Origin of the sequence: Streptomyces sp. MJM8645 (assembly GCF_001625365.1) — a bacterium.
Classification (GTDB): Bacteria; Actinomycetota; Actinomycetes; order Streptomycetales; family Streptomycetaceae; genus Kitasatospora.
Genome location: NZ_LJJF01000001.1, coordinates 1,244,992 through 1,267,445, shown reverse-complemented (window position 1 = coordinate 1,267,445; position 22,454 = coordinate 1,244,992). Strand labels below are relative to the sequence as shown.

Sequence of the window (22,454 nt, the reverse complement as noted above, 5' to 3'; positions counted from 1 at the left end):
AGGTACTCTCGGCCGATGTCTTAGGTCGGGAAGCGAGAAGGACCGCCACCGGTGGCGGTCCTTCTCGCTTCTGGTCAGCGTCCCGGGCCGGGAGGAGCTGCTGAGCCGGGGAGTTGGCTGGCAGCGGCCAGCCGGTGGAGGCTGAGCCGGACGGCGGCCGGGCGCAGGCCGAGGTCGGCGGCGAGTCCCGCGGAGGTGAGGCCGGGGTCGCGCCGCAGGCGTTCGAGGACAGCGCGGTCGGTCTGGTCTTCGCTGGCGCGGACGGTGCGATAGGCGGCCAGCGCTCCGCCGCCGAGGGCGAACAGACCTACGGCGCACACCGCGTAGGTGCTGGTCGCAGCGGCGCCGGTCGCGGTGGCGGCGCCGATCGCGGCGGTGGAGCACCAGGCGATCAGCGCGACAGGACGGCGTACTGGATGGTTGGGCATCGGCAGGTGGTCCTCTCTGCGCCCGTACTGGGACGGGCTCCAGCCGGTCATTCGGTCTGGTTGCCGTGCAGGTCGCTGCGGTGGCCCTGGCCGAGGGGCTTCCAGCTCTGGAAGGTGGCGGGCTTCCAGCGGGGGCGGTCCGCGATGCTGGTGTCGTCGGGAGCGGGCAGGGTGCCGCGGTTTCGGCGGTTGCGGGCGGCGCCGACGCTGATGCCCAGGTGCGCGGCGACCTCGGCGTAGCCCCATAGCTGCTGGTCGTCGGCCATGTGCATGTCCTTCCTCGGTGCTTCGGTGATGAGCGTACGCGCCGTCGCGGGGGTGGGCGTACGGCGAGGCCGCCCCGGCCTTTTCGGCGCGGGGCGGCCTTGTGCGGTGGTCTTCAGGAGCCGGCGAGGCGGTTGGCGAGTTCGAGGGCGGCGGTGGCGATGGTGAGGGCTGAGCACAGGCCGGTGACCTCGTACAGGGTGGGGCGCACCAGGCGGGGCCAGTCGTCGGGGGCGGCGGGCCAGGTGGCGAGGTGGACGTCGGTGGCGGCGAGGCCGAGGCGGGCGGTGACGTCCCAGCCGGCCTCTGGGGCCTTCTCCCACCGCAGCAGGATGCGGCCGAAGGGGAGTCTGGGCGCGGTGGCCGGGATCCAGAGGACCTCGATCGGCTGGCCGGGGTCGGTGGGGACGCGGTGGACGAGCGCTCCGCTGGCCCACGGCGGCATGGGGTGCAGTGCGAAGCGGTCGAGCGGCTGTGGGTGGGCGGGGCGGTGGGTGGTGGGGATGCGGGCCTCCTCGGGGCGGGCGGTGGTTCAGTCAGGCCCAGGCGAGTTCGTCGCGGACGGCGGCGGGCAGGTAGCTGTCCTGGCCGTCCTCGGCGAGGTAGGCGATGCCGTCGTGGACGACGACGTCCGTGCCGACGTAGTGGGCGAAGGCCCAGTCCGGGTTGACGGCGATGCGGATGCGCAGGTTCGGGTCGACGGCCTGGAGCTGGGTGATCAGGTGGGCGACGGTCAGGTACTGGGGCACGGTTGTCTCCTCGGCGTGGTGGCCGTTCGGGGGCGGGGCGGAGGGGTTTTGTGGGTCGAGCCGGAAACCTCATGCAGGTGAGCGTGGTGTCCGGCGCAGGGGGAGAACGAGGACGGGCTCGTCGGCGGGCCACGGGTCGCAGCTCTCCCACGGGTAGTCCCGGGCGAGGACGACGGTGCCGTGCGGGCCCTCGACCTCGGGCAGGCCGCAGACGCCGCATCCGCAGGTCGGGTCGTACAGTCCGGGGTCGGCCGGGTACGGGCCGGAGGTGAAGTAGTCGGCGCGGAGGCAACGCCCCGGGCCGGCGGGTTGGAAGGCGGAGACGATCAGGTCCCCGGTGCGGACCTCGTCGGCGCGGACGATCCGAAGGGCCGGGCTGGCGAGGACGCGGCGGGAGGCGCGGTGTCCGGTGGCGGCGGTGACGACGACCGGGTGGAAGGTGACGCGGTGGGTGTTCGTGGCGCTGTCCCCCGTGGTGGTGGGCTTGTGTCGGGTCCGGGGGGTTTCAGTCGGCGAGGCGGTAGGTGCGCAGGGGCAGCGGCTGGTTCCCGGCGTCGGGGATGACCAGGCCGTCGTCGGTCAGGCGGCCGAGGGACCGGGCGACGGTGCGGTCGCGCAGGCCGAGGGCGCAGCCGATCCGGCGGACCCGGGCGCCGCCGGGGGTTCTGGCGAGCACGGCGAGGACGCGGGTGTCCCGGCGCAGGTCGCTCTCGTGGACGTCGTCGAGGACGAGCAGCAGGCCGCTCACGCTGAGGGCGAGGCTGAGGACGAACGTGGTGGAGGCAGGCGGGACGAAGCAGGCGTTGGTGAGGCCGAGCGCGGCGATGACGGGGCCGGGGGCGCGGGTGAGGAAAGCGGTGGTCGTCAAGTCTGTTCCTTGAAGCCGGTGACGGCGGTGCCCGGTCAGGTGCGCTGGCGCGGCAGGAAGGGGGCTTCGCCGCCATGGGCCTCGATCAGGTCCCGCACCAGGGCGACGGGGACGTGCAGGTGCACGGACTCGGTGGGGTCGTCCTCCTCCGTGCCGGGTTCGAGGTGTTCGCGCCAGCGGGCCCACGGTTCTGGACGGAGGGTAGGGAAGTCGACCTCCAGGGTCAGGGCGGGCAGCAGGAAGGCGTCGGCGGGGTCGGGGGCCAGCACCGAGAGACAGAAGCCGTCACCACAGACGAAGTGGCTGTCCTGCACGGCGAGGCCGAGCGGGGTGCGTGGTGTGCCGTGAGCGATGACGTGGTCGAGTCGGGATGTGGACAACAAGTGCTCCGATCAGGGGAGTTGGTTCGGTCAGCAGGTGGGGTCGGCGATGAGGACGGCGAGGAATCCGGCGACGGCCTCGGCGGGGGTGTGGACGCCGAACTCCTGGGTCCACGCGGCGGCGCCGGTGGGCTGGACCTGGATGCGCCAGACGATGCCGCGCTTCCAGGCGCCGGGGTCTTCGGGCAGCCAGCCGATGTAGACGCGCCCGTCCGGACTGGTGCAGTGCACGTTGCCCTCGGGGGTGTCGACCATCGGCCAGCCGAGATCGCCGAGCAGGGCGAGGACCGGCTCCGCGCTGTGGTCGGACGAGAGCCAGGAGCGGTCTTCGGCGATGGGGCAGACGGGGGCGGGCAGGAGGCTGCTGGGGGTGTTCACGGGGCCGGGTCCCTTCGTTGACCTGCGGTTTCGGCGACATGAGTACTTGAACATGCAGCGTCCCGAAGTTCGTAGTCATTTCCCCGGGTGCAACGGTCTGCCGTGGGCGAACTGGAAGGGAATGGATCAGGACCCCGGGGTGCTGAAGCAGGGTTACGGCGGCGGGCCGTACGGGTCGAAGGGGGATGAAGGCGATGGCGGCGAGCAGAGGCCGGGACATGGCGGCGCTGGAGCGCAAGGTCCGCAGCGCGGGTCGGGCGTGGACGATGGGCGACGTCGTGGTGATCGACGAGGGCCAGTGGGCCGTGCACACCGTGAGCCGGACCGAGCGGGAGCAGGACAAGGCGGTGGAGACGCGGCTGGCGGACGGGCGGCGGATGGAGCTGACCGTGGAGGAGCTGGCCCGGGTGGTGGGCGCCACCGACCCCGGCGCCCACCACGACTCCGAGGTGAACTGACGGGCGGCTAGCGCCGGTTCACCACGTTGTGGGCCGAAGTGGCGGCGGCCGGCGGGGCTGGCTGGTCGCTCGAAAGCCCGAGGGGGCGGGCTGCCTGCGAGGTCCGGGTGGTGGCGGCCCGCACGCGCTCGGCGTTGGGGCCGCCTTCGGCCGTGAGCGCGAGTTCGCGGGCGTCGACGACGTGGCGGATCATCTGGAGGGCGGTGTTGCTCTCCGCGTAGGCCGTGCGCAGGGCGCTCGCCGAGGCGGTGATCCGGTCGAGGTCGTAGAAGGCGGGGACGTGGCCGGATCGGGTGAGCGCGTGCAGCCGATCCTGGTGCACGGCAGTGGAGTTGGAGACGACGACGAGGTGCGCCTGATGGTGCATGGCCGAGCGCAGCATCGGGTCCTCGACGGGCAGACGGGGCGCGGCCTCCTCCAGCTCGGCGATCGGTCGTCCCCAGGCTTTCTCGATCATCGCGTCCGCGTGGTCGAGGGCGGTGGCGTCGGACACGGCGTTCTCCAAGGTCTTGTGGGTGTCAGCGGGCGGGGCCGGCGAGGGCGACCCGCGGGGGCGCCGGAGGCGGGGTCGAGGTGGTGTAGGCGAGCGCGGCGGGGGCGCGGGGCGCGGCGGCGGAGCGGGCGGTCGCGGCGCGGACGCGCGCGACCTCCAGCGGGCTCGGCGCGGTGGGCGTCGCGACGGCGCTCGCGGGCAGACGCGCAAGCTCGTCGCGCCGCAGATGCCGGTGCACCGGGGACGGGTCGAAGGCGGCGGCGGTGAGCGTCTCCAGCAACGGCGCGGGCACGTGCGAGGAGGCGCTGGCGTACCAGCGGCGCTGCGGCGGTCCCGATTCGAAGAGCCACCGTTCCGCGGTTTCGTCCATCTCCTCGGCGTGTGACAGGAGGCCGGGGCGCGTCGAGCGGGTGACGAGCTGATCGGGGCTCTGGAGGACGATGGGGTCCACCCACCGTCCGGCCGCCCGGCGTGGCGCGGGCTGGCCGGCGCCGAGGTAGGCGTCGGGGCCTCGCGTGTAGGCGTCGGCGAGGGCGGTGGTGAAGTCCTGGACGACCTCGGTGGGCACGCGGTCGTCGAAGGTGACCAGCCACCTGGGCATCGCGGTCGCCTCCGGACCGGCGCTGATCTTCCAGAGCGTCGAGTCCCGGCCCTCGGGCAGGAACGCCAGGCGGGCCGTCAGGTCCGGCGCGGTGACGTAGGCGTTGCCCAGGTCGTCGTTGGTGGCGGCCCACCCGGCCTCGATCAACGGGGTGATGGCCTCGGTGACGTCGGCCTTCGTCCCCGCGAGGTAGCGCGGCCAGACGCGGTACTCCCGGGCCTTTTCGGGGGTGTACGGCATGGGGATCCTCCTCGGGGGTCAGCGCCGGCGGGCCCCACCGGTCGTCGGCATCGCGGCGGCCGGGACGGCGGGGCCCGGCGGTGGGCAGGCGTGTGGCCGGCGAACCGGGGCCGGGGGAAGGCGGGCGGGACTGGCGGGCAGGCGTTCCACGGGCTCGGGGGAGCTGAAGGCGAGGGCGGCTCGCACGAGCGGGTAGAACGGCACGCCGATGGTGAAGTTCGCACGCCAGAAAGGGTGTTGAGGGGTTCCCGCGAGCATGCTCCAGGCCGGCGGGGACAGGCCGGCGACCTCGGCGTCGGCCGGCTGGTGGCCGACGCGGTGCCGGTAGACGGCGCTACCGTCCGGCGCGACCTGGTCGTGGAAGCCCTTCGGGCCTTGGGCGGGTTGCCAGCCGCGGTCGGCGAGGACGGACGCAGGCGTGCAGGGCAGGTGGTGCGGCCCGCCGTGCAGGTAGTCGCGGTGTCCGCTGCGCAGGCCGTCGACGAGGACGGTGGTGAAGGCGGCGGTGATCTCGGCGGGCGTGCCGGAGCTGAACACCGCACGCCACAGCGGCTCCGCGCCGGCGGAGGTGTAGCCGTGGATGCTCCAGGTCACCGGGCTGCCGGGCGGGCCGGAGCCGGTGATGACGGCGGTTCGGCAGGAACTGGTGAAGCGCACGCCGCCGTCCGGCGTACGGGCGCGGCTCCAGCCGGGCGATTCGGCCAGCAGGCCGGTGATGAGCCGCTGGTCACCGGGGCCGGCGAGACGCAGCGGCTGAACGAGCCGAGGGGCGGCGGAGGACACGGGGCTCCTGAACGTGGCGGGGAGCGGGCCCGCACACCGCCACGGGCGGCGAGGCGGTGCGCGGCCCCGGAATGCTGAGGGCAGGGAGCCGTTCTGCGCCGGGTGTTCACGGTGGTCACCGCCCGATGAAGGGGCGGGAGGCCGCTGTGGCGGCGGCGGGCACCCGCGGCTGCGGCACCGGGGCGTGGCTGAACAGGGCGGACGGGGCGGCGCTTCGGCGCAGCGCAGCAGCGGTGCGCGCGGACGGCACGCGGGCGCCCAGAGCCTGGTCGGCGGCCCGCAGGGCCGGGGGCGCGGCGGTGGTGTGCCGGTGGTCCCACTGCTGGAGGGCGGCGTAGACGGGGCCCAAGGCCCGTCCGGCGTCGGTGAGGATGTAGGGGGCGCCGTGCTGGTTGCCGGTGCGGGCGACGAGGCCGTCCGCCTGCATGCGATTGAGCCGGGTTGCGGCGAACTGCGCGGGGGCGTCGAGGCGTTCGGCCAGGTGGGTCAGGCGCAGGCTCCCGTGCTCCGAGAGCAGGCGGATCGTCTCGGTGGTGTCTGCCAGCTGCAGGCGGTGCAGGGCGTCCTCGATCCGGTCGTACCTCCCCTGTGGGGTGCGGTCGATGTGGTCGCCGGACCACTGGGCGAGCGTGCGGTAGAGGGGGCCGAGCGTGCGGGCGGAGGCGGAGAGCCGGTAGGGCGCCGTCCGGTCGAACTCGCCGTCGCGCATCACCAGGCCGGCGGTGGACATCGCGGCAAGACGCTTGCCGACGTACTGCTGGGACAGCGCCGGGAGCTGCTGGGCGACATCGGCAACCCGCATCTCCGGGCCGTACTTGGCAATCGCGTGGACGACGTGGGTGGTCCACTTCGGGGCGAGCCGGCGCAGCCCGCTCTCGGCGCGCTGCGCGTCGGCGGCGCTCATCGGGGTGGTCAGCTGGGAGGACACGGCGGGCAGTTCCTTGTTCAACGGGTGCGGGACGAGAGGGAGGGCCGGGCCGCTGCTGCCGAGGGCGCTGCCGGGGCGGGGCCCTCCGTGGTGGGGGTGATGCCGCGGTAGAGGGCGGCGACCCGGCGAAGCCGCTCGGTGCGGGCGGCGGCGTTGGCCGCTGCGCCCTCCGGGGTGAGGGAGAGCATGTGGCCCATCCGGGAGGCGGAGGTGCTGGTGTCGGCGGACACGAGGCCGGCGTCGATCAGCCGCTCGACGGTCTCGGCCTCGACGGGGGCGTCGAGCCCGGAACCCCAGATCACGTACTTGTCGCTGTGCACGTTCTCGCGCAGCCACAGGTCCCCGTGCTCCATAGCCTGCAACGCCGTGCGGGCGAAGCCCTGTTCGTCGTCCCAGGCGGCCGTGGACTGAGGGGTCTGCCCGTAGCTTGGGGCCGCTGTGACGCTGGTGTGCGCGGAGTCGTGCCGGCGGCGTGGCGCGGTGGTGGGCCGGTCGGTTCCGGTGCAGCGCTCGTAGGCGCTGAGGACGTTGGTGAGCTGCGCGTAGGCCGCTCCCCTGCGGGCGGTGAGCAGTTCAACCTGGGGTCCTGCGGACTGGATGATGCCGTTGATGCCGCGCATGTTCGCGTGGTCGCCGCGGGCGATTGGCTCCAGTCGCTCGATCACCGTCTGAGCGTGGGCGGTGAGAGCCTGGTGGAGCTGGTCGACCTCGCGGGCGGAGGAAGCGACCATGACGGCAAGGTGCCTGAGGGGGTCGGAGTCGGGGTAGCCCGCGCTCAGTTCCCAGGCGTTCGTAGCACTGGCGCCGAGGTGCTCGTAGACGAGGTGGGCGCCTGGGTGGGTGAGCCGGTTGTGCGGGTTCACCGGGCCTTTTCCATCCGGGCGAGGAGGGAGCGGACCAGGGTGGGCAGGCTGTCGGGGCCCTCGCCGCCGAGGCGTACGAAGCTGACCGACTCGTCCAGGAGACGGTGGGCGTCCTCGGTCAGGGCACCGATGATCTCCGTGCACGCCTCCGTGAACTCCGTGGAGGCGAGCATGGCCTGGCCCAGGATCTGCAGGTAGAGGCCGGGTGGGAGGGCAGCCTCGGCGGCGAGGGAGGCGAGGGCTTGCCGGTTCTGGGGGGCGTAGGCCGACAGGTCCAAGTCGGTAGCCTCGCCGGGGGCGATGGCCGTGGCGGCTGGCAGGCCGGCCTCGACGATCAGGAGGTCGACGGCCTGGGTGAGGTCGGCGAGCGACTCGGTCAGCCAGCCCAGGGCGGAGGCGTAGGAGGCCAGGGTGAATAGGGCGGCGGGGGTGGTCGGCAGCCGCGCGTCCAGCAGGTCCTCCAGCCGGGCGGCGAGCCTGGTGATCACCTTGGGCCCGGTGGTGAGCGGCCCCAGGACGGGGTGGAGGTGGGAGTGCGACGGCGGGGTGGCGTGCCGGGCGGTGACGATGCCGGAGACGGCCTCGGCGGCCTCGGCGAGCCACACGGCGAGATCAGCGTGGGTGGGGGTGGGGGCGGTCATCATCGGGCCTTTCGGGCGGCCGTGCCGGTGGTGAAGCCGGGGGACGCGGTGGTGTAGGCGGGCCCGGCGGCTACCGGTGCCGGGCGCATGGATCGGGCGCGGGCGGCTCGCACGCGGGCTTCCTCGGCCGGGCTGAGGCCTTGTGGGAGGTTGAGGCCGGTGCGGCCCAGGCGGTTCTGGGCGGTGCGGTAGACCGCGTAGTCGGCACGGGGGCCCGCAGCGACGAGGTGAACCTCGCGCCGGTGCTCAGAGCCGGTGGGGGCGTCACGGAACTGCACGACCAGGCGGTGGCTTGCCCATTCGTTGCCGACGCCGAGGTAGATCTTGTGGCAGCCCTCCAGCCGCCCCTCCAGTCGCGTGGCGACGCGCTCGCCGCGGACGAGGTCCTGCAGGTGCAGCAGGGCCTGGTCGCGGACGGCGTCAGGGAGTTGACGAAGGTCGGCGATGGCATCGGGATGGGCGGAGAAGGCGAACTTGGCGCGGCTCACAGCGACCGCCCCCGATCGGGCCGGGCGACGGCTGCGGCTGCGGGGGCGGCGGCCAGAACGTCGGCGGCGGTGACGGCGGCCGGGGAGGTGGTGCTGCGGGCGAGGGCGGCGCGGGTACGCAGGGCCGCCGCATCGAGGCGGTACTCCGGCGCGTCGGGCAGCGGAGTGGAGCGCTGCTCCAGCCAGCTCTCGGCGGCGGCGAGGTCGGCGAACGCCCCCTCGCGCACCGTGTAGGTGTACTGGTCGGGCTGGAGCGTTTCCAGGAACAGCCGGACGGGCAGCTCCTTGTCCTGGCGGTCGACGGCGATGCTCCAGCCCTCGACGTCGGACCCGTCGATGACCTGGTAGTCGACGACCGCAAGGCCCTCGCCCGAGCGCCGGATGCGGTCCTCGACCTGGACGGTCAGCTCGTCGGCGGGCTTCGGGACGTCGATGGTCGGCGTGAGCGCGTCCGGAGGGCAGCCGCGGTTGACGAGCCAGTTCTGCGCGAACGCGAAGGTGGCGTGCTTGGACCTGTGCATGCTGAAGGTCGCCTGGCTGCTGTCGCGCACGAGATCGAAGGAGGCGATGTTGGGCATGTTGGGGTAGCCCCAGGTGGCCGAGGCATCGAAGGCGACGATGAAACTGCGGTCGCCCACATCGTGCTGGGAGATCGTCTTGAAGTCGCTGACCCAAGTGGAGTCGTACAGTTCGGCGGTGTGCTCGTCGGCGGGTTCGAGGTCGTCGAGCCGGAAGTCGGTGTCCTTCATGCGGCGAGTCCCAGCTGGTCGGGGGTCGACAGGACGCGGTGGGCCGGCCGGGAGGGGCTCGTGGTGCACGCGGCGAACGGGCCGTCCGGGGAGCGGAGTTGAGCGATGGCGTGGTCGAGGTGGTCGCGATGCCACGTCGAAGGGCCGCCCTGGCCGGCCTCGGCGGCGGTGAGCTGCTGCCAGGCCAGCCACAGCGCGTGGAGGCGGGCGACGGCTTCGGGGTGCTCGGGCCACCTCGCGCACCACGGGCGGGTGGAGCCGATCTCCCGGCCGTAGACGGGCAGCAGGATGTGGGTGACCCAGAACGAGAGCTCGGCCAGCTCGGCGGCGTACTGGGCGCCGCCCATCGCGAGGATGAACAGCGGCGGAGCGGCCTCGGGCGCGTCCTTGCTGCCGGGGTCCGGCTCGATGGAGCCGGACCCCGGCTCGTCGTCGGGTTCGGAGCCGAGACGGTCAAGGATCACGCCGTGCTGGCGGACCTCGGCCATGGTGCGGTTCAGGGCGCTGACGAGGTCGTCGAGGTCCTCGTCGGGGATGCGGATCGGCTCGGGCTCGGAGGCGCCCGGCAGCGGATCGGACTCGGACATGGCACATCCAGGAGGTTCGGACGGACGGGGAGGTCGGGGTCGGAAGGTCTTCTTCGGGTCACGGCAGGGCTCCGGTGATGCGGTCGTTGAGGGAGATGGTCCGCAGGAACGGCGGCTTGGTCCGGCCGCCGATCGGTGCTAGGCGCAGGCCAGTTGCATGCCACGGCCCTGTACGAGGCGCAGGCCGAGGACGGCGGCGTCGGCAAGGGTGTCGGTGAGCGGGTGGCCGGTGGCGGCGAGCTTGGCGGGGTGGTGCAGCCCGCCGGTGTGCAGCACCGCGTGGGCGCCGTTGGCGTGGGCAGCGTCGGCATCGTCGACGGCGTCACCGACCAGCAGCACCCGGTGCGCCTGCTCGGCGAGGCCGAGGGCTTCGAGGTGGGCGGTGAGCGGGGCGGCCTTGGTGCCGCCGGAGGGCCCGGTGCGGCCGTCGGTCCGGATGAAGAAGTGGCCGATGTCGGCCTGTTCGACCTCGCGCACGAGGGTGTCGTGCGGGCACAGCGACAGGAGCGACTGGGTGTGGCCGGCCTCACTCAGGGCAGCCATCAGCTCGGCGGCACCCTCGCGCACGCGCACCGGCTGGGCGCGCAGGTGCTCCAGGAAGGCGCTGTCGCTGGAGACCCACTCCTGCTCGGTGATCTCGCGGCCGAGCAGGCGGGCGTAGAAGCGGGGGATCGGCACGGTGTGCTTGGCCCGGTAGGTCTCCCGGTCGACCGGGGCGCCGCCGAGGGCGGGCAGGGTCTCGTTCAACGCGAAGACGTGGTCATCGAGGTCGTCCTTGACCGTTCCGTTCCAGTCCCAGACCACGTGCATGCGGGTGGCGGGAGTTGCGACAGCGAAGAGGGTGGTGTTCACGGCAGTGTCCTTCGGGGTGAGCGCGGAGGTCAGGAGGAGAAGCGGTCGTTGAAGCGGCGCAGCAGCCACAGCGCGAAGGCGGCCCCGGCGAGCGGGACGGCGGCGACGAGCAGCGGGCCGGCCGTGTCCGCGAGGGAGGCCAGGGCGGTGCCGGCGGCCTGGCCGACGCCGATGCAGGCGATCAGCCAGGCGAACGCCTCGGTCGCTTCCCCCTCGGGGGCGAGCCGGTCGACGGTGAGGAACGCGGCGGTCAGCAGCGGCGCGAGGAAGGTGCCGGGCAGCACGGCGCCCAAGACGGCGACGGCGGGCGCGGGGTCGGGCAGCAGCGGCAGCCAGCCAGCCGCGAAGCCGATCGAGGCTGCGACCAGGTGCTTGGCGGGGGCGCCGGGCCAGGCGTGGCGGCCGTAGGCGAGGCCGCCGAGCATGCTGCCGATGGACAGCGCGGCTGGCATCACCCCGGCCAGCCACCCGGCGTGGTGGCGCTCGGCGGCGGACAGCGCCAGGACGTTGACCGCGCCGAGCGCGACACCGGTGCCGATCAGCGCGGCGAACAGCACCCGAAGACCCGGCACCCGCAGCGGCCCCGTCCAGTGCACCGCCTCGGTGAACTCCGCCGGCGTCCAGGCGCGGGAGGGGCGGGCGGTGACGACCAGGCCGGTGCCGAGCAGGCCGAGCGCCGCGGTCGCCACCAGCGCGGTGGTCGCTCCGGCACCGGCCGCGAAGCCGGTGGCCAGCAGCGGACCCGCGACGAACACCAGGCCCTGGGTGCTGCTGTCCAGCGAGAGCGCGGTGCGCTGGCGTTCGGCGTCGGGCAGCAGCACCGGCCACAGCGCCCGAAGACCTGCCTCCAGCGGCGGCGTCGCCAGCCCCGCCACCAGCACGGTGAGCGCGGCGAGCACCGGGTGGCGCACCGGGCCGGTGCACGGCAGCAGCAGGAACGCCGTGCTCGCCGTGGCCGTGGCGGCGACGAGGACCTGGGTCTGGCCGTGGCGGTCGACCAGGCGCCCGAGCAGCGGCTGCCCGAGAGCGGAGGCGAGACCGTAGAGGGCGCCGAGGGCTCCGGCCAGGGCGAGCGGGCCGTGCTCGGCGCGCACCAGCAGCAGGATCGCGATCGGTGCCATGCCGGTGGGCAGGCGGCCGATCAGGGTGCCGCCCAGCAGGCGGGCGACGTGCGGGGAGCCCAGGACAGCGCGGTATCCGCTGTCCTGGGCAGGGCCGCAGGCGGTGGTGGTGCTCAAGGAGAAGGTCCTTCGGTCGTACGGCCGGCGGCGCGCGGGCGCGCCGGACCGGGGCATGCGCAGGCATGACAGCCCCCTCGGGTCGGTGCGGCTGCGGGGAGAAGAGTCTGCGGATTCCGGGATTTGGTACGGCCGGGAAAAGGAGATAGAAGCCCCTCACCCGTTACGGCAGCGCGGGCAGCGGGGGAAGGGCGGTGCCAGCAACTCCATTGCCTTGGCGGCCTGTTGGGGAATGACGCCATTGCCGAGTGCGGTGAGCTGGGCTGGACGGCCGAGTCCCGGGGTGGCGGTCACCCAGCCCGGATCGAGCCCTTGCATCCACTCGACGAACTCCGCGCGGAGCTTGCCGCCCTCGTCGGTGGCCGCCGGCGCCGGGCGGGTGAGCGTCTCCCACCGGGCGACGGCGCCGGCGTACGGCCCCCATCGCTCGGGGTCGAGTCGTCCGCTGCCTCCTCCGCCCACAAGGTCAGGGCGACCGCCGCCGAGGCCGGTGAGGCCGGGCGCCAAGGTGCGCGCGAGGCCGGGGGCCGGGGTGAGGAGGGCCGAAGCCGGGCCGCCGCCGATGGCAAGGTCAGGTCCCCGCCGCCGTGCCGCTGGTTCGGTGAACCCTTGATCCCGTCCGACGCTTTCGGGGTCGGCAGCAGCCACTCCACCTCGTCCGCCAAATTCGGACCATGGCCCCCGCGCTTCCTCTTCTCGGGGTGCTGCGAGCCGCCGTTCGTCGCGATGTTGGACGTGGGGGTCTTGAGCAGCGCCGTAGTCGGCGGGCCAGGCGGTGAGGAAGACCCTGGCCCGGTGGTGGGGTGCGCCGACGTCGGAGGCGCGAAGCACGAGCCATCGCGCGTCGTACCGGAGCTGGGCCAGGGTGCCGAGTACGGCGCCAAGTGCCCGCAGATCAGACTGATCTGGGTCGTCTCCCAGACACCACGGGCAGCGTTCCACGTCGCCAGCGGAGGCTGCGACGGCAGGGGAGGTGAGCAGTCCTCGTACATTCTCGACCACCAGGAGGTGCGGACGCAGGGCCTCGACCGCACGCGCCACGTGCAGCCAGAGACCGGATCGGGTTTCGGCGTTGAGTCCGGCGCGACGGCCGGCGACCGAGACGTCTTTGACAGGGGAAGCCCGCCGTGAGGACGCACACCCGCGGAACGTCAGCCCAGTTGACCGTGGTGACGTCGCCCAGGTTCGGCACGTCCGGCCAGTGCCGGGCCAGGATCTTCGAGGCGCCCGGGTCAACCTCGGCGTGCCAGGCGACCCGTCCGCCGAAAGCGGCCAGGACCCCCAGGTCGAGGCCGCCGTACCCGCTGCACAGGCTTCCGACCAGCGGCCCGGGGCCGGCGGCCGGGAGCACGGGCGTCAACGCTGGCTCCGTACGGAGTGAGCGGCAGGCACCGCCGGTGCCGGTGCAGGGCCGGTCGGGTGTACTGGAGAAGTCGGAACTGCGGCGGTGGAGCGGCTCAGCGCGGCACGGCGGCGAAGGTCGTCGGGTGGCGGCGAGAGGTGCCGGGCGGCCTGGTCCAGGGCCTGGGCGCCGTGACGGAGTTCGTCGCGGGCGGTCTCGACGGCGTACTCGATGACCCGGACCGCGTCCTTGCGGGCCTCCCGAGCCCATGGAAGGTGGCGGATCTCGGCGGTTTCGCCGAGGAAGCCGAGCTGCTGGGCCACCTCTCCGAGAGCACCGGAGGCTTCACCGAGATTGCTGATGGCCTCGGCGTACGCCATGGCGGCGCGGATCGCGTGGCCGGGCGCGGGCTGCTCGGCGGCCCGAGCGGAGAACTCGTCTCCCATCTCCCTTATGAGGGTACCGAGTTGGGCAATCTGTCGGCCGACCTGCACGGCGTCGGGAATCCTGGCCGGCCCGGTGGCGGGAAGTCGTGCTTCCTGCTGCCGCAGGGAGTTCGCCCGGGCGTGCAGGGCGAGCGACTCGTCGAGGATGGCGTTCACAGGTGGTTCCCGGAGGAGGGGCGGGCGGGGGTGAGAGGCGGCGGCGCAGGGGGTGTCGCCGGGTTCGGTGTGGGCCCTGTCGCCACGGCGGTGGCCGAGCGGCTGCGGGCGGCCTGCACCCGGTTGTCGTCCGGCGCGATGACCGAGGCCGCCTGCCGCAGAGTCCCAGCGGCCTGCTGGAGCTCGCCGCGGGCGCCCTCCGAGGCGAAGCCGATGACCTGCCTGGCGTTGTGGCGAAGCTCCCGGGCCTTCGGATCGTGGCGCTTGTCGTCCGTGCGCCGCAGGTAGGTGAGCTGCTCGGCGGCCTCCCCGAGGTCGCAGGCGGCCTGACCGAGATGCCCGATCGCTTCGGCAAACGCCCCGGCGGCACGGAGCGCATGGTCGGGCGCGGACTGATCGGTGATGCGGGTGGTGAACTCGGTGCCCAAGGCAGTGATGACGGAGCCGAGTTGGGTGATCTGTCGGCTCAGGGCGACAGGGTCCGACACTTGGACGGGGAAGCCGCCGGCGGGCAGCAGGTCCCTCTGCTGCTCCAGGGTGGTCGCATGCTCGTGGAGGGAGAGGGCCTCGACGTCGGGATTGTTCACAAGAGGCTCCGGGAGGGCTGGTGCGGGGTGACGCGGTCACGGCCCCGGCTCGGTGCTGGGCCGAAGGGGCGGACACGGTCCGGTGCCGGGGTGTTGCGGGCGGGAGGCGGTGCGGGGCTGCGGGCGAGCGCCGCCTGGACGCGTTCTGCTTCGCCGACATCGGGTCGTTGCCGCGGATCGGACGGGGACGTCGCCGTGCGCCAGCGGGCCCGCACTTCGTCGAGCGGACCGAGGGCGTGGAGCGCGTGGCCGATCAGCTGTCCGGGGGCGAGGCGCCGGTCGTCGGCGTGGGCGGTGATCTGCAGCGCGGCGCCGGCGGCAGCGCGGGTGAGGGAGGAACGCAGGAGCTGATCGCCCAGCCACTCGGCCGAACCCGTTGCCCCGTCGCGCAGCACCGGCCGCAGCTGCTCCTCAGTGATCGTGCCTTCGGCGAGCAGACCGCGTCGCTGGACCTCCCACAGCGTGGTGACCGGGTCGATCGGCTCGCCCCGGTGGTGGAGCGCACCGAGGCAGCGATAGAGCTGGCCGTGGCCAGGATGGGCGAAGTCCTGGGGGCGCAGCCAGTCGAAGACCTCGCCGATCGCGCCGTTCTGGTGGACGAGCAGGGACAGCATGAACTGCTCGTCGCCCGCCTGGGCCGCTGCGGGAGGTTCGGCAGCGGCAGGGAGAGAGGGTGTCCTCGGGGCGGTGGCTCGGGGTTGGGTTCCCCAGCGCGTCGCGAGTTCGTCCAGGACGCCCGCGAGCACGTCGGCCTGGGTGAGGGTGCCGTCGACCTCGCGCTCCGCAGCGTCTGCCTGGGCGACGGAGAGCAAGCGGATGGCGTGCTCGGTGACGGTGCGGTGGATGGAGCCTTCGAGCACCATCCGGCCGTAGACCGGGGCGTTGGCGGGGCGCGGGCATGCGGCGACCAGGGTATGCGGATAGGAGGCGGTGAGCCCGCGGACATGCTTGCCCGCCTCGGCGAGGGTGTCGTTCAGCCAGGCCAATGGCACCGGGCCCTCTGTGGTGAGCGCCGGGTGGCCGTCCGTGCGGAGTTTGCGCAGCGCGGCGAACAGGGCCTGGTGCGCGGGCCGGTAGAAGTCGCGCGGCTCCAGCCAGTCGAGGTTGCCGAGCTGGCGGGGGTCGAGCAGGACCGCTCCGAGTACAGCCTGCTCGCCCTGGAGTAGCGGGTCCATCACCGGCTCCGGCGGCGACGGGCGCCGCGGTCGGCGCGGAGCTGGGCGACCGCGCGGTCGGCGGCGGACTTCGCGGCGGCGAAGCGGTCCAGCTCACCGGTGAACGTCGGATCGGTGGCGAGCAGGGAGCCAGCTGAGGTGACCAGCCACCACTGGCCACCCCGGCGAACGACTGGCGCCCCGGCCAGTGGAGTCGAACGATCGCGGGCAGTAGGAGAGTTGGAGTCGGACATGAAGACCTTCTGGGTACGTGAGCGGTGGTTCAGCGGCTGCGGCGGGCACGGGAAGAGAGCCAGCCGGGGGCGACGGCGCCGGCCGAAGAAGAGGCGGGTTCCCGGTCGGCGCCGCCGGGGTGGGGGTGGGTCAGGCCGAGAGAGTGAGGTCGTCGCGGCCGGCGCTGCCCTTGGCGAGGGCGCGTTCGGTGATGGCCTTGGTGGCGCGGGAGGAGGCCGGGCCGATCTCCTTGGCGGATCGCTCCTTGTACCAGGGCTTGAGGTCGAGCATCGCCACCTTCATGCCGGTCGCGAAGAGCAGGATCTTGCCCTTGGGGAGCGCGCGGATCTCGTCCGGGGGCAGGATGCGCTCGGTGCGCATCGACACCGAAGTCGACTTGCCGCTGCCGGAGTCGGACACGGAGACGGTCTGTACGTCGTGCTCGCCGATCTGGCGGGAGAGCTTGTCCGCGAAGTCGGCGTCGTCGATTCCGCTGCCGATGACCTTGACGGTGGCCGCGCTCCAGAGGGCGTCCATGCCGGCCTCGCCCCAGCAGCGCTGGCCCTGGCGGTAGCTCTGCAGGATGGTGATCGGGATGACGCCCCGGCTGCCGAGGTGGGAGTAGAGGTCCGGCAAGTCGCTGATCTTGCAGACGTTGGCGGCCTCGTCGAGGACGCACAGCGCGGGCGGGTCGAGCCGGCCGCCGCTGCGTTCGGCGACAATGACGGCCGCGCGCATCACCGCGTCGGCCGCCGCCGCGATGATCGCGCTGGCGGAGCCGCCGCCGTCCTTGCTGAGCAGGAACAAGGTGTCCCGGCTGGAGGCGAAGTCGAACGGCTTGAACTCCGCCAGGCCCTTGGTGGGGGTGACCCACGCGGCGATCTCCGGGTCCAGCAGGCAGCTCGCGTACTGCCTCGCCGTTTCATAGATCCCGTCCCTGGTCTCGGTGGCACCGGTGACGGTGCCCTGGAGCTGGGCGGCGACGGCGTGGTGGCCGGCATCTGTGAGCAGGTCGACGGGGGTGCGGTCGGAGGGGGAGGCGAGCCAGGCCAGCACGTCGGTGATCGGGCGGCGGTGGCTCGCGGCGGCCAGGAACAGCGAGCCCAACGTGTTGCTCGCCGCGGTCGACCAGAAGTCGGAGCCGCTGGCCTCGTCGACGGAGGCGGTGACGAAGTGTCCGGCCAGGCGTTTGGCGCCGGCGAGGTCGCGGGCGTCCGCGAGGATGTCCCACCACATCTCGCGTGGGTGGTGCGCGATCTGCTGCGGGTCGAGCGTCCAGACCGTGCCGACCTTCGCGCGGGCGTCGGCACAGGCGGTGAAGGCGTCGTTCGCCGCCTTGTTGCTGGTCAGCAGCACCGGTCCGGGGGCGGCGAGGATCGCGGGGATCGCGATGCCGGAGGTCTTGCCGGAGCGGGGCGCCATGATGGCGACCATCACGTCCTCCCACGAGGCCCGGACCTCGGACCTGCCGGGGGAGAGCGTGCCGATCAGGATGCCCCGGTCGTTCGGCTCGACCTCTTTTACACTCCCGGTCGTTCAGGCTCGGGCGAAGGCTGCGGGCCTTCTTGGTGATCTCCGCGTCCAGGAGCGGCGCTATGTCCGCCTTGCGGGCCAGGCCGCTCCTGGCACCCGAGCGGTGGCGCAGCCACAGCACCAGGACGGTGACGGTGGCGGCGAGGGTCAGGACACCGGGGACGATGCGGGCGCCGACCAGGACGGCGGCCGGGTCGAGGTGGGGCCACAGCCGCTCGGGATGAAGGAGGGCTTCGGTGGCATGGAACGGCGCCCAATCACCGGACCCAAAGAGGTAGTTGGTGAGGTTGCCGCTCAGCCAGGCGAGGGAGCCGAAGGCGAGGGCGGCGCCGACGACGGCGAACAGGAGATAGAGGAGCGCGTCCGAGCCGGAGGCGGTCGACGGCGCGCCGGTGCGCGGGGTAAGCAAGTGGGCGTCCAGGAGGGTGCGAGCGGGCGGCGGGCGGGGCGCGCTCGGCTCTCGTACGGATCACGGTGCTCTCCTCCGGAAGCGGGACTGGCGGAACGTTTCAGCGGGTGCGGGCGCCAGGCCGAACCGGTACCACCGCGGGTGTGCCGGCCTGGGCGGGGGCGGCCTTGGCAGCGGCGGAGGTGCGGCGGGTGGCGGCGAGCCGCTGCTCCTCGGGCTGGACGATGCAGTTCTGGCCGACGTACCCGACGACCGGGTGAGGGTCGATTCCGACCCGGTACCCGGCGTCGTCCAGCAGGGTGGCTGCCGTGGAGGCCGCAGCGGGCTGGTCGGCGCCGGGAGTGTCCGCGGGCAGGTGGTAGCAGCAGGAACCGTGCGGGTCGGAGGCAGTGAAGCCGCACTGGCGCAGGACGTCGTGGATCTCCTCCGGGGCGCCGGTGCGGCAGTAGGCCCGGACCACCGCGTCGGAGCGGCGGACGATCTCGACGTCGGTGCCGAACGCGTCGGCGAGCGTGCGCATATTCGTGGTCTTCCTTCGGTTCGCTCAGCGGGTGGGCCGGGGGCGGGCGGTGGAGACCGTGGCCGTCGCGGTGGCTGGAGGGTGCGCGGGGGCGGCCCGGCGGGCGATGGTGTGGGGGGAGGTGGCGAGGGCTGCGGCCTGGCGGGTGCCTGGTGCGCCCGGGCCGGGCTCGGGTGCGGCGCCCATGACGTCGTGCAGGAGTTCGCGGGTCCGCAGGACGGGCATCAGGTCCGGGTGACGCGAGGGGCTGGGTTCGGCGGGGCAGGCGGCGATGCCCTCGGTGGCGGCCTCCAGGTCCTCCCGGACGGTGAGGAGCGCCTGGTGCGCGGTGGCCAGGCGTGTCCACATGTCGTACGACAGGTTGTAGCCGGGAAGGTCGAAGTCCACCCTGGCGCGGGCCCAGTCGGCCCCGGCCGCGACCAGCTCGGTCAGCTGCGTCAGCGGGCCGACCAGGGCGCTGGTCGTCTCTTCGAGGATCGCCGCCACGTCCCCGGGGTTCGCGTCCTCCTCCAGTCGCACGACCATGCCCGGAAGCGAGTAGGGGTCGGCGGCGGGCGGCGGGATGTAACGGACCTGGAGCGGCTGGTCGGCTGCGGGCAGCCGGTCGCCGTGGGCCAGGCGGATGTTGTGCTGCATGGCGGCGCCGACCGCTTCTCCGATCGACGAGTAGTACTCGGGCACCACGACTCCAGGGGGAGGCTAACCGGAAGGAACGTTTCAGCGGGCGCGGCCGGCGGGGCCCGCCGCAGCGGCCGGTACGGGCGGCAGCCGAGTGGAGACGGCGGGCACGCCCGGGGCGCTGGCGGCGGAGGCCGTGGTGCTACGGGCGAGGGCGGCGCGGGTTCGCAGGTCATCGGCGGCTCGGACCTCGGCGGTGCCGGCCCCGCCGGACACGGCGAGCTGCACCTCGTCGACGGCCTCGCCCAGTTCGGCCTGGACAGCGACGAGTTGGTCGGATGCGAAGCCGAACTTGTCGGAGAGTTCGAACCGGTCGGGGTCGAGATCGGTGATCTGCTCGGAAGCGATCTCCAGGGCCTCCTGGAGGCGGACGAGCATCCCGTCATCCGGGTCGAGCAGCTCGTCGAGTACCCCGGCGAGTTCGGCGAAGTCGGTGCTGCCGCGCAGCTCATCGGTGAGATGGAGGATCTGCTGGCCTGCGGTGTTGAGCGGCTCGGTGTCGAGCCGGGGGTCGAGGTCGACCTTGTAGCGGGCGGCGCGCAGCATCGCGGCGGCGTGGCTGGCGCTGGCGGCCGCGTCGGGGCGGGGCGTGGTGGTGGGCAGGCGGTGTCGGCGGCCGTGCCAGTCGTCGATCTGCTTGAAGCCTGCGTGACGGAGCAGGGTGGCCGACAGGTCGTCGCTGGTGCCGGTGGCGACGACGCTGCCGCTGGGCTCGGCGCTGATGGTGATGGCGGGCATCCGGTGGTCCTTGGCGGTGGTGACGGTGCGGGTGAGGTGGCCGAGTTCGGCGGCGATGCGGGTGCACTCGGCCTGCACGTGGAAGGGGTCCCGGTAGGTGCTGTGGAGGTATCCGTCCTCGCGTACGACGGTGGCGACGACGTGCACCGACCGGTCGTCGTTGCGGATCGCGGCCCACCGGCAGCCGTTCGGGTCTCCGGTGGGGGCGAGCCCGGTCGCGGTGACCAGGCGCCGGGCGACGTCGGCCCACTGGGCGTCGCTCAGGTCCGGGTGGCGGGGGTCGGAGCGCACCGAGCACATCCACACCGGGTGCTCGGGCGCCCGGGAGCCGATCCGCAGGGCGGGGGCGTCAAGCACACCTCCGCCGAGGACCTCCTGCGGGTCGCCGAACAGGGGCAGCTGCTTGTCGGCGCCGCGGTAGTCGGCGCCGATCAGCCTTGGACGCAGCCGGCCGTGGGGCTCGTCCAGGCCGTAGAGGGCGGGGATCAGCGCGGCCGTGGTGGTGGCGCGCTGCAGGTGGGCGATCACGGCGTCCCCTCTCGGGCGGCGGGCGGGCTGACGGGGACAGAATTCGGTGATTCGGCGGTTTGGCCCGGCCGGACGGCAGTGGTAGACGGCCATCCGGCCAGGCGTTCCCGCGCGCGTCAGCGCTGGGAGGTGAGCCCGTGTTCACGGGCGAAGTCCTCGCAGGCCCACCGGGCGAACCGCTGGTCGTTGTGCAGCCGCGCCCAGCGGCCGTCCCGGCGGATCACGGTGGCGACGAGGTCGAGCCGGTCCTCGGCGTTGCGCAGGGCCACCCACTGGCACGCGTCGGGGTCGCTGTCCGGCTCGATGCCGGTGGCGTCGAGCACCTTCCACGTCAGCTCGAACCACCGGTCGTCGCTGAGCGCGCCGCTGCTGCGTATCGAGCAGTGCCAGGTCAGGCGCGGGGAGGGGGTGTGGCCGGTGCGGGGCTTGCGCAGCGCCACCGGCTCGTCCAGCAGCGCCGCCAGATCCGACAGGACGATGTCCTCCTCGGCGGGTGGACCGGGCGACCAGGACGCCAGCAGGTAGGACTCGAAACCGGGATCGTCGTCGTACAGCGTGGCGAGCAGGTCGGGGGTGCTTTCGGTGCGCCGGACGGTGCACTGCAGGGGGGAGGTGGGCATGGGAGAGCCTCGTGAATCGCTGTTCAGGGGAAGGAAGTTGGGGGCTGGTGCCCTGCGCCTGGGGCAGGGCTTCGGCGGGTCAGACGAAGGGGTTCTCGGTCGGTCGGTCGGTGTCCAAGGCCGCTTCCAGCAGCTCGGCAAGGTCTCCGGGTTCGCTGGCGCGCTGGTCGATCCACCAGCCGGCGCGGGTGATCGTGCGTGCCTGGTCTTCGATCCGCTCCCACTCGGACTCGGGCGTGCCGGAGTCGAGGACCAGGGCGGTGTAGGCGGCGGCGAGGATCTGGTGGCGGCAGCGCACGCCCCAGGCGATGCCCTTCTCGGTGCCCTCCAGCGGCGGCATCCGGAACTGCTCGGACCAGGCTTCCGATTCGGCGTTCTCGGCGGTGCGCTTGGCCTCCAGCCAAGCCGCCTTCTCGGCCTCGTCACCGGCCTTCGCCGCGCGCCAGCAGTCGGTGCACTCCTGCTTGGCCAGCCACTGGGCGAAGCCGGCCCGGCGGTCGGCCGGACGGTCGCCGAGGTCGCGTTCGGTCTCGTGTCCGCACGAGTGGGTGATCTGCCAGACCTTCTTCACAGCCATGTCGTTCTGTTCCTTGGTGATTGGGGGAGTGGCCATCAGAGCCGCGTACGGGCCGGTGGCGGCCCGGTTTGCGTCAGTTGAAGTCAGTGGCGCCGGCCCTGGAGGCCGGAGTTCGGCGGCACGGGTGGTGTCGGCGTCTGTGCCTGCTGCCCGGTACGGGTGTGCGCGGCAGTCGGAGAGGTGGCGAGGGCGGCGCTGACGCGCGCGGCGGAAGCGGCAGTTTGGTCGACCAGGTCGACCGGGCAGTCGTACGCGAAGCCCTCGGCCTGCAGGTAGCCGATCGCCCGGGTCACTGCCGCCCGGCGCTCTGTCGACTCGGTCATTGCGAAGGGAAGCCGATGGTGGGTCTGCTGATAGCCGGTGGTGACAGCGACGAACCCGGCTCCGTGAAGCAGCGACTCGGCTCGATTCCGCCGGTCCTGTACGTCCTGCTCGGTTGGAACCTCGCAGCGGTCGAGGTGCGCTTTGAGAGCGGTGTGCATCGGCGCGACATCGGTTCCGTGCTGCCGGTCGAGTTCCCCGAACTGGCTGTTGTACAAGGGCTCGACCTCGACCTTGCCTGCGCGAGGGTCGAGCCGGCCCACGAACCAGCCGTTCTGCGGCGCCGTCTCGAATTCCTGGTCGGCGTCGTCGAAGGTGGGGCCGGCGACGAGGAAGCTGCCGTCCGGGAGCCGTGTCTCGATGTGTTGGCCTGTTTCGAAGTCGATGGTGAAGTCGACCCCTCGCTTCGCCAGGGGAACGGTGATGGCCGCGAACGTGCCGGCCGGAAGCGGCGGGCAGGTGCGGGCGACGACGCCCAGCTCGGGGTGGACGGCGAAGGACACGTCCAGCCGCTGGGGGAGGCGCGGGAGCGCGAGGAAGGGGTCGGGACGGCGGAGGAACGGGGTGTCGTCGGACGGGGTGGCGGCAGCGGACACTGAGGCTTCCTAGAGGTGGTACAGGTG

30 protein-coding genes and 3 pseudogenes are annotated in these 22,454 nt (G+C 73.1%); 1 reads left to right on the top strand and 32 read right to left on the bottom strand.

What is annotated here, in order from left to right:
* Positions 1 to 74: 74 nt before the first annotated feature.
* From A6F73_RS05090 to A6F73_RS05060, 7 genes are all read right to left on the bottom strand, one after another.
* Entirely contained in the window at positions 75 to 428 is a 354-nt protein-coding gene (locus A6F73_RS05090) for an AsnC family protein (RefSeq protein WP_063346660.1), read from the bottom strand.
* A gap of 47 nt (positions 429 to 475) precedes the next feature.
* The gene (locus A6F73_RS05085) at positions 476 to 694 is read right to left on the bottom strand and encodes a hypothetical protein (RefSeq protein WP_063346659.1); all 219 of its coding nucleotides are present in this window, start codon (positions 692 to 694) and stop codon (positions 476 to 478) included.
* A 113-nt stretch (positions 695 to 807) separates the two neighbouring features.
* A complete protein-coding gene (locus A6F73_RS05080) occupies positions 808 to 1,137 on the bottom strand; it encodes a hypothetical protein (RefSeq protein WP_063346658.1) in 330 nt (109 codons plus the stop codon).
* A 91-nt stretch (positions 1,138 to 1,228) separates the two neighbouring features.
* Positions 1,229 to 1,441 carry a hypothetical protein gene (locus A6F73_RS05075; protein WP_063346657.1) on the bottom strand — a complete coding sequence of 71 codons (213 nt, stop codon included), beginning with the start codon at positions 1,439 to 1,441 and terminating at the stop codon, positions 1,229 to 1,231.
* Between the two features lie 505 nt (positions 1,442 to 1,946).
* Positions 1,947 to 2,309: a MarR family transcriptional regulator gene (locus tag A6F73_RS05070; protein ID WP_063346656.1), complete on the bottom strand. Its 363-nt coding sequence runs from the start codon at positions 2,307 to 2,309 to the stop codon at positions 1,947 to 1,949.
* A 35-nt stretch (positions 2,310 to 2,344) separates the two neighbouring features.
* Entirely contained in the window at positions 2,345 to 2,689 is a 345-nt protein-coding gene (locus A6F73_RS05065; RefSeq protein WP_063346655.1) for a hypothetical protein, read from the bottom strand.
* Positions 2,690 to 2,719: 30 nt separating this feature from the next.
* Positions 2,720 to 3,067: a DUF317 domain-containing protein gene (locus A6F73_RS05060; RefSeq protein ID WP_063346654.1), complete on the bottom strand. Its 348-nt coding sequence runs from the start codon at positions 3,065 to 3,067 to the stop codon at positions 2,720 to 2,722.
* Between the two features lie 194 nt (positions 3,068 to 3,261).
* Between A6F73_RS05060 and A6F73_RS05055 the strand changes: the two genes are divergently transcribed.
* Positions 3,262 to 3,525, top strand: a complete 264-nt coding sequence (locus tag A6F73_RS05055) for a hypothetical protein (protein ID WP_063350957.1) — start codon at positions 3,262 to 3,264, stop codon at positions 3,523 to 3,525.
* 7 nt (positions 3,526 to 3,532) lie between these two features.
* Here A6F73_RS05055 and A6F73_RS05050 read toward each other — a convergent pair whose 3' ends face one another.
* From A6F73_RS05050 to A6F73_RS04945, 25 genes and pseudogenes are all read right to left on the bottom strand, one after another.
* Positions 3,533 to 4,018, bottom strand: coding sequence for a hypothetical protein (locus tag A6F73_RS05050; RefSeq protein WP_063346653.1), 486 nt, complete (start codon positions 4,016 to 4,018; stop codon positions 3,533 to 3,535).
* A 25-nt stretch (positions 4,019 to 4,043) separates the two neighbouring features.
* Positions 4,044 to 4,859: a DUF317 domain-containing protein gene (locus tag A6F73_RS05045; RefSeq protein ID WP_063346652.1), complete on the bottom strand. Its 816-nt coding sequence runs from the start codon at positions 4,857 to 4,859 to the stop codon at positions 4,044 to 4,046.
* Between the two features lie 18 nt (positions 4,860 to 4,877).
* Positions 4,878 to 5,642: a DUF317 domain-containing protein gene (locus A6F73_RS05040; protein WP_063346651.1), complete on the bottom strand. Its 765-nt coding sequence runs from the start codon at positions 5,640 to 5,642 to the stop codon at positions 4,878 to 4,880.
* 115 nt (positions 5,643 to 5,757) lie between these two features.
* Complete coding sequence (locus tag A6F73_RS05035) at positions 5,758 to 6,570, bottom strand: winged helix-turn-helix transcriptional regulator (protein ID WP_244293297.1); 813 nt, start codon at positions 6,568 to 6,570, stop codon at positions 5,758 to 5,760.
* A 17-nt stretch (positions 6,571 to 6,587) separates the two neighbouring features.
* Positions 6,588 to 7,433, bottom strand: a complete 846-nt coding sequence (locus A6F73_RS05030; protein ID WP_063346650.1) for a hypothetical protein — start codon at positions 7,431 to 7,433, stop codon at positions 6,588 to 6,590.
* Entirely contained in the window at positions 7,430 to 8,074 is a 645-nt protein-coding gene (locus A6F73_RS05025; RefSeq protein WP_244293296.1) for a hypothetical protein, read from the bottom strand. Before A6F73_RS05025 ends, A6F73_RS05030 begins: the two co-directional genes overlap by 4 nt.
* A complete protein-coding gene (locus A6F73_RS05020; RefSeq protein WP_244293295.1) occupies positions 8,074 to 8,562 on the bottom strand; it encodes a hypothetical protein in 489 nt (162 codons plus the stop codon). The genes A6F73_RS05025 and A6F73_RS05020 overlap by 1 nt, the downstream gene beginning before the upstream one ends.
* The gene (locus A6F73_RS05015; RefSeq protein ID WP_063346648.1) at positions 8,559 to 9,311 is read right to left on the bottom strand and encodes a hypothetical protein; all 753 of its coding nucleotides are present in this window, start codon (positions 9,309 to 9,311) and stop codon (positions 8,559 to 8,561) included. The genes A6F73_RS05020 and A6F73_RS05015 overlap by 4 nt, the downstream gene beginning before the upstream one ends.
* A complete protein-coding gene (locus tag A6F73_RS05010; RefSeq protein ID WP_063346647.1) occupies positions 9,308 to 9,898 on the bottom strand; it encodes a DUF4913 domain-containing protein in 591 nt (196 codons plus the stop codon). Before A6F73_RS05010 ends, A6F73_RS05015 begins: the two co-directional genes overlap by 4 nt.
* 138 nt (positions 9,899 to 10,036) lie before the next feature.
* Positions 10,037 to 10,750, bottom strand: a complete 714-nt coding sequence (locus A6F73_RS05005; protein WP_079135444.1) for an HAD family hydrolase — start codon at positions 10,748 to 10,750, stop codon at positions 10,037 to 10,039.
* Between the two features lie 29 nt (positions 10,751 to 10,779).
* Positions 10,780 to 11,988, bottom strand: coding sequence for an MFS transporter (locus A6F73_RS05000; RefSeq protein WP_063346646.1), 1,209 nt, complete (start codon positions 11,986 to 11,988; stop codon positions 10,780 to 10,782).
* Positions 11,989 to 12,144: 156 nt separating this feature from the next.
* Positions 12,145 to 12,636 (bottom strand): hypothetical protein, encoded by a 492-nt coding sequence (locus A6F73_RS42870; protein WP_244293750.1) that lies wholly within the window; start codon positions 12,634 to 12,636, stop codon positions 12,145 to 12,147.
* Positions 12,637 to 12,795: 159 nt separating this feature from the next.
* Positions 12,796 to 13,224 (bottom strand): annotated as a pseudogene (locus A6F73_RS42865) (DNA cytosine methyltransferase); the annotation flags it as partial.
* A pseudogene (locus tag A6F73_RS43905) lies at positions 13,166 to 13,339 on the bottom strand (DNA methyltransferase); the annotation flags it as partial. The pseudogenes A6F73_RS42865 and A6F73_RS43905, both read right to left, overlap by 59 nt.
* A gap of 5 nt (positions 13,340 to 13,344) precedes the next feature.
* Positions 13,345 to 13,932 carry a hypothetical protein gene (locus A6F73_RS42465; protein WP_063346645.1) on the bottom strand — a complete coding sequence of 196 codons (588 nt, stop codon included), beginning with the start codon at positions 13,930 to 13,932 and terminating at the stop codon, positions 13,345 to 13,347.
* Complete coding sequence (locus tag A6F73_RS04985; RefSeq protein ID WP_063346644.1) at positions 13,929 to 14,519, bottom strand: hypothetical protein; 591 nt, start codon at positions 14,517 to 14,519, stop codon at positions 13,929 to 13,931. Before A6F73_RS04985 ends, A6F73_RS42465 begins: the two co-directional genes overlap by 4 nt.
* Positions 14,516 to 15,694 (bottom strand): DnaB-like helicase N-terminal domain-containing protein, encoded by a 1,179-nt coding sequence (locus A6F73_RS04980; protein WP_063346643.1) that lies wholly within the window; start codon positions 15,692 to 15,694, stop codon positions 14,516 to 14,518. The genes A6F73_RS04985 and A6F73_RS04980 overlap by 4 nt, the downstream gene beginning before the upstream one ends.
* Positions 15,694 to 15,927, bottom strand: coding sequence for a hypothetical protein (locus A6F73_RS39060; protein WP_079135442.1), 234 nt, complete (start codon positions 15,925 to 15,927; stop codon positions 15,694 to 15,696). Before A6F73_RS39060 ends, A6F73_RS04980 begins: the two co-directional genes overlap by 1 nt.
* 130 nt (positions 15,928 to 16,057) lie before the next feature.
* Positions 16,058 to 17,849 (bottom strand): annotated as a pseudogene (locus tag A6F73_RS04975) (TraM recognition domain-containing protein).
* 100 nt (positions 17,850 to 17,949) lie between these two features.
* Positions 17,950 to 18,369 (bottom strand): hypothetical protein, encoded by a 420-nt coding sequence (locus tag A6F73_RS04970; RefSeq protein ID WP_063346641.1) that lies wholly within the window; start codon positions 18,367 to 18,369, stop codon positions 17,950 to 17,952.
* A 24-nt stretch (positions 18,370 to 18,393) separates the two neighbouring features.
* Positions 18,394 to 19,050 carry a hypothetical protein gene (locus tag A6F73_RS04965; protein ID WP_063346640.1) on the bottom strand — a complete coding sequence of 219 codons (657 nt, stop codon included), beginning with the start codon at positions 19,048 to 19,050 and terminating at the stop codon, positions 18,394 to 18,396.
* A 36-nt stretch (positions 19,051 to 19,086) separates the two neighbouring features.
* Entirely contained in the window at positions 19,087 to 20,313 is a 1,227-nt protein-coding gene (locus A6F73_RS40320; protein ID WP_107452822.1) for a hypothetical protein, read from the bottom strand.
* Between the two features lie 116 nt (positions 20,314 to 20,429).
* Positions 20,430 to 20,933, bottom strand: a complete 504-nt coding sequence (locus tag A6F73_RS04955) for a hypothetical protein (protein WP_063346639.1) — start codon at positions 20,931 to 20,933, stop codon at positions 20,430 to 20,432.
* Positions 20,934 to 21,012: 79 nt separating this feature from the next.
* Complete coding sequence (locus A6F73_RS04950; RefSeq protein ID WP_063346638.1) at positions 21,013 to 21,510, bottom strand: hypothetical protein; 498 nt, start codon at positions 21,508 to 21,510, stop codon at positions 21,013 to 21,015.
* A gap of 83 nt (positions 21,511 to 21,593) precedes the next feature.
* Positions 21,594 to 22,334, bottom strand: a complete 741-nt coding sequence (locus A6F73_RS04945) for a hypothetical protein (RefSeq protein WP_159398365.1) — start codon at positions 22,332 to 22,334, stop codon at positions 21,594 to 21,596.
* Positions 22,335 to 22,454: the final 120 nt, after the last annotated feature.

Excerpts from the sequence above, each read along its gene's own strand:
- A6F73_RS05090 (WP_063346660.1), bottom strand. The coding sequence starts at position 428 with ATGCCCAACCATCCAGTACGCCGTCCTGTCGCGCTGATCGCCTGGTGC.
- A6F73_RS05085 (WP_063346659.1), bottom strand. The coding sequence starts at position 694 with ATGGCCGACGACCAGCAGCTATGGGGCTACGCCGAGGTCGCCGCGCAC.
- A6F73_RS05080 (WP_063346658.1), bottom strand. The coding sequence starts at position 1,137 with ATGCCGCCGTGGGCCAGCGGAGCGCTCGTCCACCGCGTCCCCACCGAC.
- A6F73_RS05055 (WP_063350957.1), top strand. The coding sequence starts at position 3,262 with ATGGCGGCGAGCAGAGGCCGGGACATGGCGGCGCTGGAGCGCAAGGTC.
- A6F73_RS05045 (WP_063346652.1), bottom strand. The coding sequence starts at position 4,859 with ATGCCGTACACCCCCGAAAAGGCCCGGGAGTACCGCGTCTGGCCGCGC.
- A6F73_RS05025 (WP_244293296.1), bottom strand. The coding sequence starts at position 8,074 with ATGACCGCCCCCACCCCCACCCACGCTGATCTCGCCGTGTGGCTCGCC.
- A6F73_RS05015 (WP_063346648.1), bottom strand. The coding sequence starts at position 9,311 with ATGAAGGACACCGACTTCCGGCTCGACGACCTCGAACCCGCCGACGAG.
- A6F73_RS05010 (WP_063346647.1), bottom strand. The coding sequence starts at position 9,898 with ATGTCCGAGTCCGATCCGCTGCCGGGCGCCTCCGAGCCCGAGCCGATC.
- A6F73_RS04980 (WP_063346643.1), bottom strand. The coding sequence starts at position 15,694 with ATGGACCCGCTACTCCAGGGCGAGCAGGCTGTACTCGGAGCGGTCCTG.
- A6F73_RS39060 (WP_079135442.1), bottom strand. The coding sequence starts at position 15,927 with ATGTCCGACTCCAACTCTCCTACTGCCCGCGATCGTTCGACTCCACTG.
- A6F73_RS04970 (WP_063346641.1), bottom strand. The coding sequence starts at position 18,369 with ATGCGCACGCTCGCCGACGCGTTCGGCACCGACGTCGAGATCGTCCGC.
- A6F73_RS04955 (WP_063346639.1), bottom strand. The coding sequence starts at position 20,933 with ATGCCCACCTCCCCCCTGCAGTGCACCGTCCGGCGCACCGAAAGCACC.
- A6F73_RS04950 (WP_063346638.1), bottom strand. The coding sequence starts at position 21,510 with ATGGCTGTGAAGAAGGTCTGGCAGATCACCCACTCGTGCGGACACGAG.